General features: G+C 73.3%; 14 protein-coding genes and 3 tRNA genes. 6 read left to right on the forward strand and 11 right to left on the reverse strand.

All coding sequences use genetic code 11. From position 1 onward, the window contains the following. Positions 1-50: 50 nt before the first annotated feature. From BM158_RS18175 to BM158_RS18195, 5 genes are all read right to left on the reverse strand, one after another. Positions 51-902: an ABC transporter ATP-binding protein gene (locus BM158_RS18175; protein ID WP_207506729.1), complete on the reverse strand. Its 852-nt coding sequence runs from the start codon at positions 900-902 to the stop codon at positions 51-53. Next, entirely contained in the window at positions 899-1,900 is a 1,002-nt protein-coding gene (locus tag BM158_RS18180; RefSeq protein WP_091562717.1) for an ABC transporter ATP-binding protein, read from the reverse strand. The genes BM158_RS18175 and BM158_RS18180 overlap by 4 nt, the downstream gene beginning before the upstream one ends. Next, entirely contained in the window at positions 1,890-2,888 is a 999-nt protein-coding gene (locus tag BM158_RS18185; protein ID WP_091562720.1) for a branched-chain amino acid ABC transporter permease, read from the reverse strand. Before BM158_RS18185 ends, BM158_RS18180 begins: the two co-directional genes overlap by 11 nt. Before the next feature lie 4 nt (positions 2,889-2,892). Beyond that, positions 2,893-4,140, reverse strand: coding sequence for a branched-chain amino acid ABC transporter permease (locus BM158_RS18190; protein ID WP_091562724.1), 1,248 nt, complete (start codon positions 4,138-4,140; stop codon positions 2,893-2,895). A 349-nt stretch (positions 4,141-4,489) separates the two neighbouring features. Beyond that, positions 4,490-4,891, reverse strand: a complete 402-nt coding sequence (locus BM158_RS18195; RefSeq protein ID WP_091562727.1) for a PaaI family thioesterase — start codon at positions 4,889-4,891, stop codon at positions 4,490-4,492. Positions 4,892-4,950: 59 nt separating this feature from the next. Between BM158_RS18195 and polA the strand changes: the two genes are divergently transcribed. Both polA and BM158_RS18205 read left to right on the forward strand, forming a co-directional pair. Continuing rightward, on the forward strand, positions 4,951-7,692 hold the full coding sequence (gene polA / locus BM158_RS18200; RefSeq protein WP_091562731.1) for a DNA polymerase I: 2,742 nt from the start codon (positions 4,951-4,953) through the stop codon (positions 7,690-7,692). A gap of 240 nt (positions 7,693-7,932) precedes the next feature. Continuing rightward, positions 7,933-9,603, forward strand: a complete 1,671-nt coding sequence (locus tag BM158_RS18205) for a CocE/NonD family hydrolase (RefSeq protein WP_091562735.1) — start codon at positions 7,933-7,935, stop codon at positions 9,601-9,603. On the opposite strand, the gene BM158_RS18210 is transcribed toward BM158_RS18205, so the two are convergent. Beyond that, positions 9,560-10,405: a class I SAM-dependent methyltransferase gene (locus BM158_RS18210; RefSeq protein WP_091562736.1), complete on the reverse strand. Its 846-nt coding sequence runs from the start codon at positions 10,403-10,405 to the stop codon at positions 9,560-9,562. The genes BM158_RS18205 and BM158_RS18210 overlap by 44 nt on opposite strands. A gap of 207 nt (positions 10,406-10,612) precedes the next feature. Between BM158_RS18210 and rpsA the strand changes: the two genes are divergently transcribed. After that, complete coding sequence (gene rpsA, locus BM158_RS18215) at positions 10,613-12,094, forward strand: 30S ribosomal protein S1 (RefSeq protein WP_091562739.1); 1,482 nt, start codon at positions 10,613-10,615, stop codon at positions 12,092-12,094. A 153-nt stretch (positions 12,095-12,247) separates the two neighbouring features. On the opposite strand, the gene BM158_RS18220 is transcribed toward rpsA, so the two are convergent. Next, a complete protein-coding gene (locus BM158_RS18220) occupies positions 12,248-12,517 on the reverse strand; it encodes a hypothetical protein (protein WP_091562741.1) in 270 nt (89 codons plus the stop codon). 173 nt (positions 12,518-12,690) lie between these two features. Between BM158_RS18220 and coaE the strand changes: the two genes are divergently transcribed. Then, positions 12,691-13,281, forward strand: a complete 591-nt coding sequence (coaE, locus tag BM158_RS18225; RefSeq protein WP_091563358.1) for a dephospho-CoA kinase — start codon at positions 12,691-12,693, stop codon at positions 13,279-13,281. 42 nt (positions 13,282-13,323) lie between these two features. On the opposite strand, the gene BM158_RS18230 is transcribed toward coaE, so the two are convergent. From BM158_RS18230 to BM158_RS18245, 4 genes are all read right to left on the reverse strand, one after another. After that, a tRNA-Val gene (locus tag BM158_RS18230) sits at positions 13,324-13,398 on the reverse strand. A 40-nt stretch (positions 13,399-13,438) separates the two neighbouring features. Then, positions 13,439-13,509 (reverse strand) — tRNA-Cys (locus BM158_RS18235). Between the two features lie 39 nt (positions 13,510-13,548). After that, positions 13,549-13,620: transfer RNA gene (locus BM158_RS18240), tRNA-Gly, on the reverse strand. A 92-nt stretch (positions 13,621-13,712) separates the two neighbouring features. Beyond that, positions 13,713-14,231, reverse strand: coding sequence for an SsgA family sporulation/cell division regulator (locus tag BM158_RS18245; protein ID WP_091562744.1), 519 nt, complete (start codon positions 14,229-14,231; stop codon positions 13,713-13,715). 87 nt (positions 14,232-14,318) lie between these two features. Here BM158_RS18245 and BM158_RS18250 point away from each other — a divergent pair, with 87 nt between their 5' ends. Continuing rightward, positions 14,319-14,942, forward strand: coding sequence for a sigma-70 family RNA polymerase sigma factor (locus BM158_RS18250; protein WP_229827781.1), 624 nt, complete (start codon positions 14,319-14,321; stop codon positions 14,940-14,942). After that, positions 14,939-15,754, forward strand: a complete 816-nt coding sequence (locus BM158_RS18255) for an anti-sigma factor (protein WP_091562749.1) — start codon at positions 14,939-14,941, stop codon at positions 15,752-15,754. Before BM158_RS18250 ends, BM158_RS18255 begins: the two co-directional genes overlap by 4 nt. Positions 15,755-15,793: the final 39 nt, after the last annotated feature.

Raw genomic sequence — 15,793 nt, forward strand, 5'->3', positions numbered from 1 at the left:
CGCGGGGTCCCGGCGCGCGCGGAGCGTGCGTCGGGGGGCGACGTGGTCCCTCACTGGGCCTTGGCGAGGGTGCCCAGGTAGAGCTCGACGACCTTGGGGTCGTTCATCAGCGCCTTGCCCTTGTCGGTGTAGGCGTTGCGGCCCTGGTCGAGGACGTAGCCGCGGTCGCAGATCTGCAGGCACCGCCGGGCGTTCTGCTCGACCATGATGATCGAGACCCCGGTGGCGTTGATCCGCCGGCAGCGGATGAACACCTCGTCCTGGTAGGCCGGCGACAGACCGGCCGAGGGCTCGTCGAGCAGCAGCACCGACGGGTCCATCATCAGCGCCCGGCCCATGGCCACCATCTGGCGCTCACCGCCCGACAGCGCCCCGGCCTTGCCGTTGCGCCGCTCGCCGAGCAGCGGGAACAGGTCGATGACGTAGTCGAAGCGCTCCTTGAACGTCTTGGGCCGCAGGTAGACGCCCATCTGCATGTTCTCCGCGATGGTGAGCGAGGGGAACACGTTGTTGTTCTGCGGCACGTAGCCCACGCCCAGCTGCACCAGCTTGTGCGCCGGGGCCGAGGTGATGTCCTCCCCGCGCAGGGTCACCGCGCCCGACCGCACGGGGATGAGCCCGAACAGGGTCTTGAGCAGCGTGGACTTCCCGGCGCCGTTGGGGCCGATGATGCCCACCAGCTCGCCGTCCTGCAGGTAGAAGTCACAGCCCCGCAGGATGTTGACCCCGGGTACGTAGCCGGCGACCAGGTCGTCGGCGCGCACCAGCGCACCCTCGGCGAGCTTGAGGTGCTCCTCGCGGGTGGCGGCCTTCTCGGCCGGCGACAGCTCGCCGGTCGTCGCGGTGTCGGCGCGGGTCAGGTCCTCGCCGGACTCGTCGACCTCGAACAACGGGTCGCTCATGGCTTGTCCTTCTCGCTGGAGATGGTCTCGGGCGTGGTGCCGCCGGGGGCGACACCCTCCTCGCGGGCGATCGCGGCCTCGGCCTCGGCCAGGACGCGGTCCTCCTCCTCGTTGGTCAGCGGCGCGTCGTGGTGGGCGCCCAGGTAGGCGTCGACCACGGCCTTGTTCTGGGAGATGGACTCCGGCGGGCCCTCGGCGATGACCTTGCCGGCGGCCATGACGACCACCCAGTCGCTGATGTCGCGGACGACGTCCATGTCGTGCTCGACGAAGACGACCGTCATGCCCTCCTCGCGGAGGTCCTTGACGTGCCCGAGCAGCGACTGGGTCAGCGCGGGGTTCACCCCGGCCATCGGCTCGTCGAGCATGACGACCTTGGGGTCGCTCATGAGCGCGCGGGCCATCTCCAGCAGCTTGCGCTGGCCGCCGGAGAGGATGCCGGCGAAGTCGTCCTTCTTGGCGTCGAGCTTGAACCGCCGCAGCAGGTCCATGGCCTTCTCGGTGTTGGCCTTCTCCTGCGCCCGCCAGGTGCCGGGCACCAGGGCCTTGAGGAAGGACTCCCCGGACTGGCCCTGCGCGCCGAGCAGCATGTTCTGCAGCACGGTGAGCCGGGACAGCGCCTTGGTCAGCTGGAAGGTGCGCACCACGCCGAGCCGGGCGACCTGGTGCGGGGACATCCGGCCCAGCGACTTGCCGTCGAAGGTCCAGGTGCCGGTGTTGGGCTGGTCGAACCCGGTGAGCAGGTTGAACAGCGTGGTCTTGCCGGCGCCGTTGGGGCCGATCAGGCCGGTGATGCCGCCGCGCTGGATCTCCAGGTGGTCCACCGAGACCGCGGTGAGGCCACCGAAGGTGCGGGTGACCTTGTCCACGACCATCGCCGGGTCGGGCTTGGCGACGCCGACCTCCCACGGCAGGTCGGCCAGCGCCTTCTGCGCCAGCCGGGCCGGGGGAGCGGCCGAGGACGCGGCGGTCGAGCCGGTGTTCGGGTCAGCGGGCATCGAGCATCACCTCTCGTCGGTCACCGAAGATGCCCTGCGGCCGGAAGACCAGCAGGAGCATCAACCCGATGCCGACCAGCACGAAACGGATCTGGGCCACGTCGGTGGAGGACAGCAGGGCGTCGGGGATGACGCCGTTGCTGATCAGTGCCCGCAGGAAGGTGTCGGCGAACTGCAGGATGAACAGCAGGATGATCGACCCGACGACCGGGCCGAGCACCCGCGCCGCGCCACCCAGGATGAGGGCGGCGTAGGCGAGGAACGTGTTCGCGTTCTGGTACTGGTCGGGGATGGCCGACCCGGTGCCGACGGCGTAGACCATGCCGCCCAGCGCACCGAAGACCGCGCCGAGGACCAGGGCCTGCATCTTGTAGTTGTAGACGTTCTTGCCCAGCGCGCGGACGGCGTCCTCGTCCTCGCGGATGGCCTTGAGCACGCGGCCCCAGGGGCTGCGCATGAGCGCCCAGACCAGCAGGCAGGACAGCGCCACCAGGACCCAGCCGACCACGGCCACCCACAGCTCGCCGCCGCTCCACGAGGTGCCCAGGATCCGGTAGCGGGTCTGGGTGTCCCAGGGGGCCAGGGCGATGAAGCTCTGGTTGAACGCCGACAGGCCGCGGGTGCCGTTGGTGACCGGTGTGGCCGAGACCGACCGGAACAGCAGCCGCAGGCCCTCGGCCGTGGCGATCGTGACGATCGCCAGGTAGTCCGCCCGCAGCCGCAGCGTGGGCAGGCCCAGCAGCAGGGCCAGGACGACCGCCGCGGCGATGCCGACGAGCACGCCGACCCAGAAGGGCAGGCCCCACTGGCTGACGGAGATGGCGATGCCGAACCCGCCCAGCATGGCGAAGGCGATCTGGCCGAAGTTGAGCAGGCCGGTGTAGCCGAAGTGGACGTTGATCCCGATGGCCAGCAGCGCGAAGAAGATGGCCTGGAACCCCAGGCCGGACTTCACGCCGATGAGCAGGGCGTCGATCAGGTCGCTCATCGGCTCAACCGATCCGGGCCCGGCTGCCCAGGATGCCCTGGGGCCGGATGACGAGGATGACGATCAAGAGGAGCAGACCTCCGACGTACTTGGTGTCGTCCGGGATGACCAGGGTGGACATCTGGACGAACACACCGATGATGACGCTCCCGACCAGGGCGCCGTAGGCGGTGCCCAGGCCACCGAGGGTGACGCCGGCGAACATGAGCAGCAGCAGGCGGAAACCCATGTCCCACTGCACCTGGTCGGACAGGCCGAGCAGCACGCCGCCGAGGGCCGCGAGCGCGCCGCCCATCATCCAGACGACCAGGATGACCCGGTTGACGTCGATGCCGGAGGACGCGGCCAGGTCGCGGTTGTCCGAGACGGCCCGCATGGCCTTGCCGATCTTGGTGCGCTGCAGCATGAGGGCGACCAGCACCAGGACCACGACGGCGATGACGATGGTCGCCAGCGCCCGGTTGGTGAGGGTGAAGACGCCGTAGTCCACCGCTCGCTGCGACTGGTACTCGGCGTAGGGGTTGGAGAACCCGCCGTAGACGATCTGGATGGCGTAGCGCAGCAGCAGCGACAGGCCGATCGAGACCACGAGGGCGGCGACGAGCCCGGTGCCGCGCCGGCGCAGCGGCCGCCACAGCGCCAGCTCGTTGAGCGCACCCACCCCGGCGCCGACCACCATGGCGATGAGCGTGGCCGCGATCAGCGGCACCCCGCCCTGCACGTTGACGTACCAGGCGACGATCGCGCCGATGGTGACCAGCTCGCCGTGCGCGAAGTTGGTGAGCCCGGTGGTCCCGAAGATCAGCGACAGGCCGACCGCGCAGACGGCGATGATGAGGCCGAACCGCAGGCCGTCGACCAGCAGCTGCACGGCGCGGATGGTGCTGCCGCCGCCGCCGCTGGAGCCGTCCTGCAGGCCGAAGTTGACCGGTTGCTGCCGGCCGGTGTCGACGGTGACCGTGCGCTCGGCGCCCTGGGGGCCCAGCGTCACGCCGTCGGGCAGCGACTCGGCGTCGATGCTGACCGTGTACTGGCCCGCGCCGTCGGGCAGCGGGATGTCGAACCGCCCGTCGTCGTCGGTCTCCACCGAGTCGACCTCGTCACCGGAGGAGTCGGTGACGGTGACCTCGATGCCGGCGATGGGGCCCGAGCGGCTGGTCTGCAGGGTGCCGCGGACGGACTCGCCCTCGGCGCTGGCGATGCCCGCGGGCAGCAGCGCGGCGAAGACGGCGGCCAGGATGCCGACGAGCATCGTCAGGGCGAACGCCCGGCGACCTCGCCCACCCGACCGGGCCCGCACGCGCCGGCCCCCTGCTCGTGGGTCCGGGGACCCCGGGGGGCCCGTCCGGGCACCGTGCACATGGGCACGGTGGGGTGCGTGCGTCACTCGACCTCCTGGGCCGTCGGGGGGAGTGCGGACGCCGGTGCCCGGCCGGGGGTGGCCCGGTGGACAGCCGGTGACCGCAGGACGATCGGGTGCGGACCCTAACCCACCTGTGTGTCGGTCCTGGGTCCTCGTACGTGTCCCGTGACACAACTGCGACCTGCCGGACCGGGCGCAGCCGGTCCGACCCGGGCCCGCTCGGGTCCGGGCGACCTGCTCAGCGGCTGCGCACCATGGTGGTCAGCCGGGCGCTGGCCGTCGGGCGGCCCTGGTCGTCGGTGACCTGGATGAGGAAGGTGGCCAGCGTCCGCCCCCGCCGCACGGGTGTGCAGACCGCGGTCACCGTGCCGCCGGTGGCCCCGCGCAGGTAGCTGACGTTGAGCTCCACGCCGACCACCTGGCCGTCGGGGCCGGCGTGCAGCGCCCCCGCCCAGGAGCCCACCGTCTCGGCCAGCGCGCAGGTCGCCCCGCCGTGGAGCAGGCCGAAGGGCTGCTCGTTGCCGGCCACCGGCATGGTGGCCACCAACCGGTCCGGGTCGAAGTCGACGATCTCGATGCCGAGCTTGGCGTCGAGCGGGCTCAGGTCGGCGGGTGCCCAGTCGGGGCGGGGGGTGCTCACGGGGCGCACGCTAACCAGCGGCCCCGGTGTTGTCGTACCCCCGCCATACGATGACCACGATGTCTGCACCGGTGTCCGAGACGGCCTCCCCATCCACCGCTGCCGCGGCGGGCCAGCGCCCGCGGCTGCTGCTGCTCGACGGCCACTCGCTGGCCTACCGCGCGTTCTTCGCGCTGCCCGTCGAGAACTTCTCCACCACCACCGGGCAGCCCACCAACGCCGTCTACGGCTTCACCTCGATGCTCATCAACGTGCTGCGCGACGAGGCGCCCACGCACCTGGCGGTGGCCTTCGACGTCGGCCGCAAGACCTTCCGCAGCGAGATCTACGCCGAGTACAAGGCCAACCGCTCCGAGAGCCCCACCGACTTCCGCGGCCAGGTCTCCCTCATCCAGGAGGTGCTGGCGGCGCTGCACGTCCCGGTGCTCACCGCCGAGGGCTACGAGGCCGACGACGTCATCGCCACCCTCACCGTGCAGGCCGTCGAGTCCGGCATGGACGTGCTGATCTGCACCGGCGACCGCGACGCCCTGCAGCTGGTGAACGAGCACGTCACCGTGCTCTACCCGCGCAAGGGCGTCTCCGACCTGACCCGCTTCACCCCCGAGGCGGTCGAGGAGAAGTACGGCCTGAGCCCGGTGCAGTACCCCGACTTCGCGGCGCTGCGCGGCGACCCGTCGGACAACCTGCCCGGCATCCCGAGCGTGGGGGAGAAGACCGCCGCCAAGTGGGTCCGCGAGTACGGCTCGCTCGACGCCCTCGTCGACCAGGTCGACACCGTCAAGGGCAAGGTCGGGGAGAAGCTGCGCGAGCACCTGTCCTCGGTGCTGCAGAACCGGCGGCTCACCGAGCTCGACCGCACCGTGGCCCTCGAGCTGCACCCCACCGACCTCGCCGTCCAGGCCTGGGACCGCAACGAGGTGCACACCCTCTTCGACAACCTGCAGTTCCGGGTGCTGCGCGACCGGCTGTTCGCCACCCTGTCCAGCGCCGAGCCCGAGGTCGACGGCGGCTTCGACGTCACCGTCGACGACGTCGCCCCCGGCGAGCTCGGCGGGTGGCTGTCCACCCACGGCCGCGCCGGGCACACCGGCGTCGTCTTCCGCGGCCGCTGGGGCCGCGGCACCGGTGAGCTGTCCGGCATCGCGCTGGCCGCCGCCGACGACCACACCGTCTTCGTCGACCTCGGCCCCTCGCTGGACACCGCCGACGAGCAGGCACTGGCCGCCTGGCTCGCCGACCCCACCGCCCGCAAGGTCGTGCACGAGGAGAAGGGCCCGCTGCTGGCCGTCTGGGCCCGCGGCTGGGAGCTCGAGGGCGAGGTCAGCGACACCGCGCTGGCCGCCTACCTGGCCCTGCCCGGCCAGCGGTCCTTCGACCTCGCCGACCTCTCCGTCCGGTACCTGCGCCGCGAGCTCACCGACGCCGCCCCCGCCGAGCAGCAGCTCACGCTCGACGGCCTGGGCCCCACCGAGGACGACGTCGCCCGCGACGCAGCCCTCGCCGACGCCCGGAAGGCCGTCGCCGTCAACGACCTCTCCGACGCCCTCGAGCAGCTGCTCGGCCAGAAGGGCGGCGACGCGCTGCTCACCGACCTCGAGCTGCCGCTGACCAAGGTGCTGGCCCGCATGGAGGCCCGCGGCATCGCCGCCGACCTCGACCTGCTGCACGACCTGCAGTCCGAGTTCGCCGGCAAGGTCGCCGAGGCCGCCGCCGACGCCTACGAGGCCATCGGCACCGAGATCAACCTCGGCTCGCCCAAGCAGCTGCAGGCCGTCCTGTTCGACCAGCTCGGCCTGCCGAAGACCAAGAAGAACAAGACCGGCTACACCACCGACGCCGACGCGCTCGCCTGGCTGCAGGAGACCAGCCCGCACCCCTTCCTCGAGGCGCTGCTCCGGCACCGCGACGTCACCCGGCTGCGCACCGTCATCGACGGCCTCATCCCGATGGTCGACGACGCCGGCCGCATCCACACCACGTTCCAGCAGACCATCGCCGCCACCGGCCGGCTGTCGTCGGTCGACCCCAACCTGCAGAACATCCCCATCCGGTCGGCCGAGGGCCGGCGCATCCGGCAGGCCTTCGTCGTGGGCGCGGGCTACGAGTCGCTGATGACCGCCGACTACAGCCAGATCGAGATGCGGATCATGGCCCACCTCTCCGAGGACGCCGGCCTCATCGAGGCCTTCACCTCGGGGGAGGACCTGCACACCTTCGTCGCCGCCCGCGCCTTCGACATCCCCATCGAGCAGGTCGACCCCGAGATGCGCCGCCGGATCAAGGCGATGAGCTACGGCCTGGCCTACGGCCTCTCCGCCTACGGCCTGTCCCAGCAGCTGAAGATCACCCCCGAGGAGGCCCGCGTGCAGATGCAGGCCTACTTCGAGCGCTTCGGCGGCATCCGCGACTACCTCGACACCGTCGTCGACGACGCCCGGCAGACCGGCTACACCCAGACCACCATGGGCCGCCGCCGGTACCTGCCCGACCTCACCAGCGACAACAAGCAGCGCCGCGACATGGCCGAGCGGATGGCCCTCAACGCCCCCATCCAGGGCTCGGCCGCCGACGTCATCAAGGTCGCCATGCTCAACGTCGAGCGCCGCATCGCCGAGCGCGGCCTGACCAGCCGGATGCTGCTGCAGGTGCACGACGAACTCGTGCTCGAGGTCGCCCCCGGCGAGCGCGAGCAGCTCGAGGAGCTCGTCCGCACCGAGATGGCCGGCGCGGCCCAGCTGTCCGTGGCGCTGGACGTCTCCGTCGGCGTCGGCCAGAGCTGGGACCAGGCCGCGCACTGAGCTGAGCTCATCGCGATCCTCCGGATCGCACCGCGGCCAACGGCCGTTCCCCTCCTGCGACGAGCGATGCTGCTCCCGCCTCGGGGTGGGGGCGCTCGTGCCTCGATCCCCACCCGTCGGCGGGTGGGGGTCGAGCCGCGTCTCGGGGACCCTGCAGGCCCCGCTCGGCGCGGTTCCGGGCCCGCGTCCGTGCGGTCCTCGGCCCTGCCGCATGAGCTGCGGGCGAGGCAGGATGCGGACATGAGGCTTGTGGACCGGGTGGCGTCGCGGGTGCTGGGGCTGCCTCGGGCGAGCTCCACCTACACCGTCGAGCGCGGGTTGAGGGTTCCGATGCGGGACGGCGTCGAGCTGGTGGCCGACCGGTACGTCCCCGACGGGCCCGTGCTGGGCACCCTGCTGGTGCGCGGCCCCTACGGGCGGGCGATGCCGTTCTCGCTGCTGTTCGCCACCGTCTACGCCGCCCGCGGCTACCAGGTCGTGCTGCAGAGCGTCCGCGGCACGTTCGGGTCCGGCGACGAGTTCCAGCCCATGTTCCGCGAGGTCGACGACGGCGCCGACACCGTCGCCTGGTTGCTGGCCCAGCCCTGGTCCACCGGCACCTTCGGCACTGTCGGGCTGTCCTACCTCGGCTTCACCCAGTGGGCCCTGCTCGCCGACCCGCCCGAGGAGCTGGTCGCCTCCGTCGTCCTGGTCGGCCCGCACGACTTCTCCCGCGCCACCTGGGGCACCGGCGCCTTCACCGTCAACGACTTCCTCGGCTGGAGCGACATGGTCGCCCACCAGGAGGACCCCGGCCGGCTGCGCGGCCTCCTGCGTCAGGCCACCGCCGCCCGCCGCCTGGGCCCTGCGCTGGACGCCCTGCCCCTCGGCGACGCCGGGGAACGGCTGCTCGCCGGCCGCGGCCGCTGGTACCGGGACTGGGTCGCCCACCCCGACCGGGACGACCCCTGGTGGGCCCCCGTCCAGCTCGACCGCGCCCTGGACCGCGCCCGGGTCCCCGTCCTGCTCGTCGGCGGCTGGCAGGACCTCTTCCTCGACCAGACCCTCGACCAGTACCGGAGGTTGAGGGGTGCCGGTGCCGACGTCGCGCTCACGGTGGGTCCCTGGACCCACGTGGAGACCCTGTCCCGGGGCGGCGGCCTCGTCACCCGCGAGTCCCTGGACTGGCTCGGCGAGCACCTCGCCGGCACCGGCCCCCGGCGGCGACCCGCCCCGGTGCACGTGCACGTCACCGGCGCCGGCGAGTGGCGCTGGCTGCCCGACTGGCCCCCGGCCACCACCGACCGCACCCTCTTCCTCGCCGGCCGCGGCCGGCTCGCCGACACCGCCCCCGGCCCGGACGCCGCCCCCGCCACCTTCACCGCCGACCCGGCGCAGCCCACGCCCAGCATCGGCGGCCGGCTGCTGGACAACCGCAGCGGCGGCTACGCCGACGACACCGCCCTGGCCGGACGGGCCGACGTCGTCGCCTGGCTGTCCGACCCGCTGCCGGCCGACCTCGAGGTGCTGGGCGCGCCCGTCGTCGAGCTGCACCACGGCACCGACGTCGGCCACGTCGACGTCGCCGTCCGGCTGTCCCAGGTCGACCGGCGCGGCCGGTCCCGCAACGTCAGCGACGGCTACACCCGGCTGGTGCCCGGCGACCCCGGCACCGACGCCGACGGCGGGGTCGTGCGGCTGGAGCTGGACGCCGTCGCGCACCGCTTCCCGGCCGGCTCGCGGCTGCGGCTGGTCGTCGCCGGGTCCTCGCACCCGCACTGGACGCGCAACCCCGGCACCGGCGAGCCGCCGGTGACCGCCGTGCGCACCGTGCGCTCCACCCGCACGGTCACCGTCGCCGGCGGGGCGTCCCGCCTGGTGCTCCCGGTCAGCCCGGCAGGTCGCACACCAGGACCATCGTCCCGGGGATGAGCGCGGCGCGGGCCGCCGACCACTGGCCCCAGGTCTCGGTCCGCCCCGGCACCCACTCGGGCTCGAGCAGGTCGGTGAGCACGAAGCCCGCGGCGACCACGTCGCGGACCCAGTCGCCGACCGTGCGGTGGTGCTCGACGTAGGTGACGCGGTCGGCGCCGTCGGTCTCCACGTAGGGCGTGCGGTCGAAGTAGGAGCCCACCACGGTCAGGTCGGCCGGGTCGGGGGAGTCGGGGAACGGCCAGCGCAGCGGGTGGTTCACCGACGCCACGAACCGGCCGCCGGGCCGCAGCACCCGCGCGACCTCGGCCAGCGCCCCGCGCACGTCGGCGACGAAGGGCAGCCCGCCGAACGCGGAGCAGGCCAGGTCCACCGCGTCGTCGGCGAGCGGCAGCGCCCCGGCGTCGGCCTGCAGCAGGGTGGGGGACAGGCCGGTGGCGCCGTTGAGCTCCCGGGCGCGGGCGAGCATCCCGGCCGAGAGGTCCAGGGCCACCACCTGCGCACCGGCCGCGGTCAGCCAGCGCGCGCACGGCGCGGACCCGCACCCCACCTCCAGCACCCGCCGCCCGGCGACGTCCCCCAGCAGGTGCGCGTCGGACTCCCGCAACCCCTCCGGGCCCCACAGGAAGTCCGCGTCCCCGAGGTCGGCGCCGTGCTCGGCCAGGTAGGCCGGCGCCGCGGCGTCCCACCAGGCCCGGTTCGCCCGCACGGACTCGGGGCCGTCGACCGCCCGGCGCTCCACCCCGCCGGCCAGGGGGTAGCCGTCGGAGGCCAGCGGCAGCGGGGGCGGGTCGGCGGGCATCCGGGCATGGTGGCACGGCCGGTGCCGGGCGACGGGACCGTGGTGGACCCGCTCCGGACCGGGTGCGTACCATGGAGGGGCGCCAGAGGTCTGTGCGCTGGGCCCCCTTCGTGCGGGTTCTCTCCCGAGCCTCTCCCGTGGTCCACGGCCGGTCGGTCGTGGGTCGTCCCTGTCCCTCCACACCCCCCGTCCGGAGCACTCGACCACATGACCTCCACCCAGGTCCGTCCCGACAGCACCACCCCGCAGGTCGCCGTGAACGACATCGGCACCGAAGAGGACTTCCTCGCGGCCATCGACCAGACGATCAAGTACTTCAACGACGGCGACATCGTCGAGGGCGTCATCGTCAAGGTCGACCGCGACGAGGTGCTGCTGGACATCGGCTACAAGACCGAGGGCGTCATCCCCTCGCGCGAGCTGTCCATCAAGCACGACGTCGACCCCAACGAGGTCGTCACCGTCGGCGACGAGGTGGAAGCCCTCGTCCTCCAGAAGGAGGACAAGGAAGGCCGGCTGATCCTGTCCAAGAAGCGCGCGCAGTACGAGCGCGCCTGGGGCACGATCGAGGCGAAGAAGGAAGCCGACGAGGTCGTCACCGGCACCGTCATCGAGGTCGTCAAGGGCGGCCTGATCCTCGACATCGGCCTGCGCGGGTTCCTCCCCGCCTCGCTGGTCGAGATGCGCCGCGTCCGCGACCTGCAGCCCTACGTGGGCCGTGAGCTCGAGGCCAAGATCATCGAGCTGGACAAGAACCGCAACAACGTGGTCCTGTCCCGTCGCCAGTGGCTGGAGCAGACCCAGTCCGAGGTGCGCAGCGAGTTCCTCAACAAGCTCGCCAAGGGCCAGGTCCGCAGCGGTCAGGTCTCCTCGATCGTCAACTTCGGTGCCTTCGTGGACCTGGGCGGCGTCGACGGCCTGGTGCACGTCTCCGAGCTGTCCTGGAAGCACATCGACCACCCGTCCGAGGTCGTCGAGGTCGGCCAGGAGGTCACCGTCGAGGTCCTCGACGTCGACCTGGACCGCGAGCGCGTCTCCCTGTCGCTGAAGGCGACGCAGGAGGACCCGTGGCGCCAGTTCGCCCGCACGCACCAGATCGGGCAGGTCGTGCCCGGCAAGGTCACCAAGCTGGTGCCCTTCGGTGCGTTCGTGCGCGTCGACGAGGGCATCGAGGGCCTGGTGCACATCTCGGAGCTGGCCGAGCGCCACGTCGAGATCCCCGAGCAGGTCGCCCAGGTCGGCGACGAGATCCTGGTCAAGGTCATCGACATCGACCTGGACCGCCGCCGGATCTCGCTGTCGCTGAAGCAGGCCAACGAGGGCGTCATCGCCGAGGACGACCAGTTCGACCCGGCCGCCTACGGCATGGCCGCGTCCTACGACGAGCAGGGCAACTACGTCTACCCCGAGGGCTTCGACGCCGAGACCGGCGAGTGGCTCGAGGGCTACGAGGAGGCCCGCGAGACCTGGGAGCGGCAGTACGCCGAGGCCCAGGCCCGCTTCGAGGCGCACCAGAAGCAGATCGTCGCGGCCCGCGAGGCCGACGCCGAGGCTGCGGCCGGTGGCAGCTACTCCAGCGACGCCCCGGCCGAGGGTGGCTCGTCCACGAGCTCGTCCTCCGGCGGCGGCACCCTGGCCTCCGACGAGGCCCTGGCCGCCCTGCGCGCCAAGCTCGCCGGCGGCGAGTGACCGCACCGCACCAGCACGACGGAGCGCCGTCCACCCCCCGGGGTGGGCGGCGCTCCGCCGTTCCCGGGGACGACCGTGCCGCGGGGACGGCGACGTCCCCGTCCGGCGCGGGCCGGACGGGGACGGCTGACCGGCCGGCGGCCGGTCAGGGTGTCAGAGGCTGAGGATGATGGCGAACGCCGAGCGCGGGCGACCGCCGGCGTTGTTCAGGAAGTCCCAGGTGTGCCGGCCCGCGGGGACCGTGGGCAGCAGCGCGCGCAGCAGCGTCAGCAGGCCGGTGCGGGGCGTGCCGGCGCGCTCCAGGCGGGCGGCGACGGCGGGGAGGTCGGCGCAGCGGACCCCGCCGGGGACGTCGTGCCGGTGCCGACCCGGAGCGCGACGGCCGGCCGTGGCCTGGGACTCCAGCGTCGTGGAACGGGACATGGTGGTGCCTGCCTCTCTGCGTGGCGCCCCGGTCCGTGGGGCGTCGAGGCAGAACGTAGGTCGTGGGGCGCGTGTGACTGGTGCGACGCGCCGGACGGCTGGGACGCACGGGCCGGTCGTGACCCGATCGTGATGCCCGGGGCGTCCGCGGCCCGGTGTGGCAGGGTCCGACCATGCTGAGGATCGGGTTGACCGGGGGCATCGGGTCGGGCAAGAGCACCGTCTCCGCCCTGCTCGTCGAGCGCGGCGCGGTGCTGGTGGACGCCGACGTCCTGGCCCGGGAGGTGGTGGCGCCCGGCACCCCGGGGCTGGCCGCCGTCGTCGAGGCGTTCGGTGAGGGCGTCCTCACCCCCGGCGGCGAGCTGGACCGCCCGGCGCTCGCCGCGGTGGTCTTCGCCGACCCCGCGCAGCGCGCCCGCCTGGACGGCGTCGTGCACCCGCTGGTGCGGGCCCGCGCCGCCGAGCTGGTCGCGCAGGCGCCCCAGGACGCCGTGGTGGTCCAGGACGTGCCCCTGCTGGTGGAGACCGGCCAGGCGGGCTCCTACGACCTCGTGGTGGTCGTCCAGGCGTCGCTGCCCGTCCGGCTGGAGCGCCTGGTGCAGCGGGGCATGACCGAGGAGGACGCCCGGGCCCGGATCGCCGGCCAGGCGACCGACGAGCAGCGGGCCGCGGTGGCCGACGTGCTGCTGCACAACGACGGCACCCGCGAGGAGCTCGCGGCCCAGGTCGAGGCCTTCTGGGCCGAGCGGGTCGCGGGCCGCTGAGACGACGAAGGCCCCGGAGCTGCTGCTCCGGGGCCTTCGTGCTGGTGGGCGATACTGGGATCGAACCAGTGACCTCTTCCGTGTCAGGGAAGCGCGCTACCGCTGCGCCAATCGCCCGTGCTGCCCGACCCCCCTCGATCGAACCCGGGGGCCGTCGAGGTGGAGACGGGATTTGAACCCGTGTAGACGGCTTTGCAGGCCGTTGCCTCGCCTCTCGGCCACTCCACCGCACACGAGCGCCGATCCGAAGATCGACGCCCGGTTCCGAGCGGATGACGGGATTCGAACCCGCGACCCTCACCTTGGCAAGGTGATGCTCTACCACTGAGCCACATCCGCAGTGCGTGGACAACTCTAACCGACCCTCCACGGGGGGTTGCACGGGGGGTCCCCGGGGGGTGGGCCACGAGGCGTCCGCGCTGGTCAGGGGGCTAGCGACCCCCTGTCTCGGGCCCCTCTCCCTGCAGCAGCGCCTGGAGCTCGTGGTCGACGTCGAGGGCGTCGGCCTCGCGGCCGATCGGCACCAGCCGCTCGGAGTCGGCCACGAACCCGGCCAGCACCGCGCGGGACAGCTCGAACAGCGCGTGCCCGGACGGCGCCCGCAGCTCCAGGAACAGCACGTCGCCGGCGGTGCGCGCCGGCCACAGGCGGACGTCGCCGTCCCCGGCCGGGTGGGAGAGACCGGCGTGCAGCAGGTCGCGGGCGACCATCCACTCCACGCCGTCGTCCTCGCCGCCGGTGTCACCGCTCCCCAGGCCGGCGGCCGCCGGGTGCCGGGTACGGCGCTCGTCGACACCGGGCCGGGACGCGCGGCCGCCGAAGCGGATGCGCACCGCGTACGGGTCGGCGGCGTCGTAGGCGAGCACCGCCCGGACCTCGGTCCACGACGTCGGGCCCACCAGCTGCAGCACGGCCCGGGTCGAGCACCCGGGCACCACAGGACTCCCCATGCCGACCCAACGAGCACCACCCGGAGAGGTGACGCGCGCCCCCGGTCGAACCGAGGAGCGGGCCCGGTACGAACGTGGCGTGTGACCATGGGACTCGTGACCAGACCTGCCCGGCGGGCCGACGACGCCGCCGCGGACGTCGAGCTGGTCCGTCGGCTGCGCGCGGGCGACCGCGGTGCCGTCGACGACTTCTACGAGCGCTTCCGGCGCCCCGCGTTCGCCCTCGCCCGCCGGGTGGTGGCCGACGACGTGCTGGCCGAGGACGTGCTGCAGGACGTGTTCCTCGCCGTCTGGAAGGACCCCGGCGCCTTCGACACCGCCCGGGGCAGCGTGGCGTCCTGGCTGCTGGCGATGGTGCACCACAAGGCGGTCGACGCGGTCCGGCGCGAGGAGTCCCACCGGCGGCGGCAGACCCGGGCCGAGGACGACCTGCGCATGTCCGAGCCGATCGCCAGCCGCGACGTCGAGGACGAGGCCGCCGACCGCGTCGTGTCCGAGCGGGTGCGCAGCGCGCTGCAGTCGCTGCCGGCGCCCCAGCGGGAGGCGCTGACGCTGGCCTACTACGGCGGCTACACCCAGCGGGAGGTGGCCGCGCTGACCGGCACCCCGCTGGGCACCGTCAAGACCCGCATGCTGGCAGGGATGCGCCGGCTCAAGGACACCCTCGGCGGGGCCGTGGGCTCCCTCGCGGTCGAGGGGGGCGCGCGATGAGCGGGCGCGACCGGCGCGACGCCGGGCACGAGGCCTGGGACGAGCTGGCCGTGGGCTGGGCGCTGCACGCCCTGGAGCCCGAGGACGAGGCCGGGTTCGGCGCGCACCTGGCCGGCTGCGACCGCTGCCGCACCACCGTGGCCGACACCACCGAGGTCATGGGCGCGATGGCCTCCGACCTGCCGCAGGCCGAGCCCTCGGAGGAGCTGCGGGAGCGGCTGCGCGCCGCCGTCGCCGCCACCGAGCAGGTGCACCGGCCCGCGCCGGCCAGCACCGGGCGGCCCACCGTCATCGCCGTCCCCACGCCGATCGGCGCGGCCACCCGGCGCACGGGCTGGCGCCGGGCGCCGCAGCTGCTGGTCGCGGCGGGCGTGGCCGCCGTCCTGGGCCTGGGGGCCTGGAACGTCGCCCTCACCCAGGACCGGGACGCCGCGCGGGCCACGGCGGCCAGCCAGGCGTCGATGATGTCGGCCCTGCTCGCCCCGGGCCAGATGTCGGTGGCGCGGATGGAGTCCGACGGGCACACCGTGGCCACCGTGGTGGCCCACGACGGCCAGGCCCAGGTCGTCACCGACGGCATGTCCGCCAACGACACCACCGACAGCACCTACGTGCTGTGGGGGCTGACCGACGACGGCGCGGTCCCGCTGGGGACCTTCGACGTGGTGTCCGACGCGACCGACCTGCGGACCGTAGGCTCCGACGCGACCGGGCTGGACGACTACTCGGCGTACGCCATCAGCCTCGAGCCCGGTCGGTCGGCTCCGATCCAGCCGACCGACGTCGTGGCCCGAGGACAGGTGACCAGCTGAGCGAGACCGAGAACCGGACGACGGCCGCCCCCGCGCCGG

It is taken from the genome of Klenkia taihuensis (assembly GCF_900112525.1).
In the GTDB taxonomy this organism is placed as follows: Bacteria; Actinomycetota; Actinomycetes; order Mycobacteriales; family Geodermatophilaceae; genus Klenkia; species Klenkia taihuensis.

What these genes read in the sequence shown, in the direction of transcription:
- BM158_RS18175 (WP_207506729.1), bottom strand. Translation starts at nt 902, where the DNA reads ATGAGCGACCCGTTGTTCGAGGTCGACGAGTCCGGCGAGGACCTGACC.
- BM158_RS18180 (WP_091562717.1), bottom strand. Translation starts at nt 1,900, where the DNA reads ATGCCCGCTGACCCGAACACCGGCTCGACCGCCGCGTCCTCGGCCGCT.
- BM158_RS18185 (WP_091562720.1), bottom strand. Translation starts at nt 2,888, where the DNA reads ATGAGCGACCTGATCGACGCCCTGCTCATCGGCGTGAAGTCCGGCCTG.
- BM158_RS18190 (WP_091562724.1), bottom strand. Translation starts at nt 4,140, where the DNA reads ATGCTCGTCGGCATCCTGGCCGCCGTCTTCGCCGCGCTGCTGCCCGCG.
- polA (WP_091562731.1), top strand. Translation starts at nt 4,951, where the DNA reads ATGTCTGCACCGGTGTCCGAGACGGCCTCCCCATCCACCGCTGCCGCG.
- BM158_RS18205 (WP_091562735.1), top strand. Translation starts at nt 7,933, where the DNA reads ATGAGGCTTGTGGACCGGGTGGCGTCGCGGGTGCTGGGGCTGCCTCGG.
- BM158_RS18210 (WP_091562736.1), bottom strand. Translation starts at nt 10,405, where the DNA reads ATGCCCGCCGACCCGCCCCCGCTGCCGCTGGCCTCCGACGGCTACCCC.
- rpsA (WP_091562739.1), top strand. Translation starts at nt 10,613, where the DNA reads ATGACCTCCACCCAGGTCCGTCCCGACAGCACCACCCCGCAGGTCGCC.
- BM158_RS18220 (WP_091562741.1), bottom strand. Translation starts at nt 12,517, where the DNA reads ATGTCCCGTTCCACGACGCTGGAGTCCCAGGCCACGGCCGGCCGTCGC.
- coaE (WP_091563358.1), top strand. Translation starts at nt 12,691, where the DNA reads ATGCTGAGGATCGGGTTGACCGGGGGCATCGGGTCGGGCAAGAGCACC.
- BM158_RS18245 (WP_091562744.1), bottom strand. Translation starts at nt 14,231, where the DNA reads ATGGGGAGTCCTGTGGTGCCCGGGTGCTCGACCCGGGCCGTGCTGCAG.
- BM158_RS18250 (WP_229827781.1), top strand. Translation starts at nt 14,319, where the DNA reads ATGGGACTCGTGACCAGACCTGCCCGGCGGGCCGACGACGCCGCCGCG.
- BM158_RS18255 (WP_091562749.1), top strand. Translation starts at nt 14,939, where the DNA reads ATGAGCGGGCGCGACCGGCGCGACGCCGGGCACGAGGCCTGGGACGAG.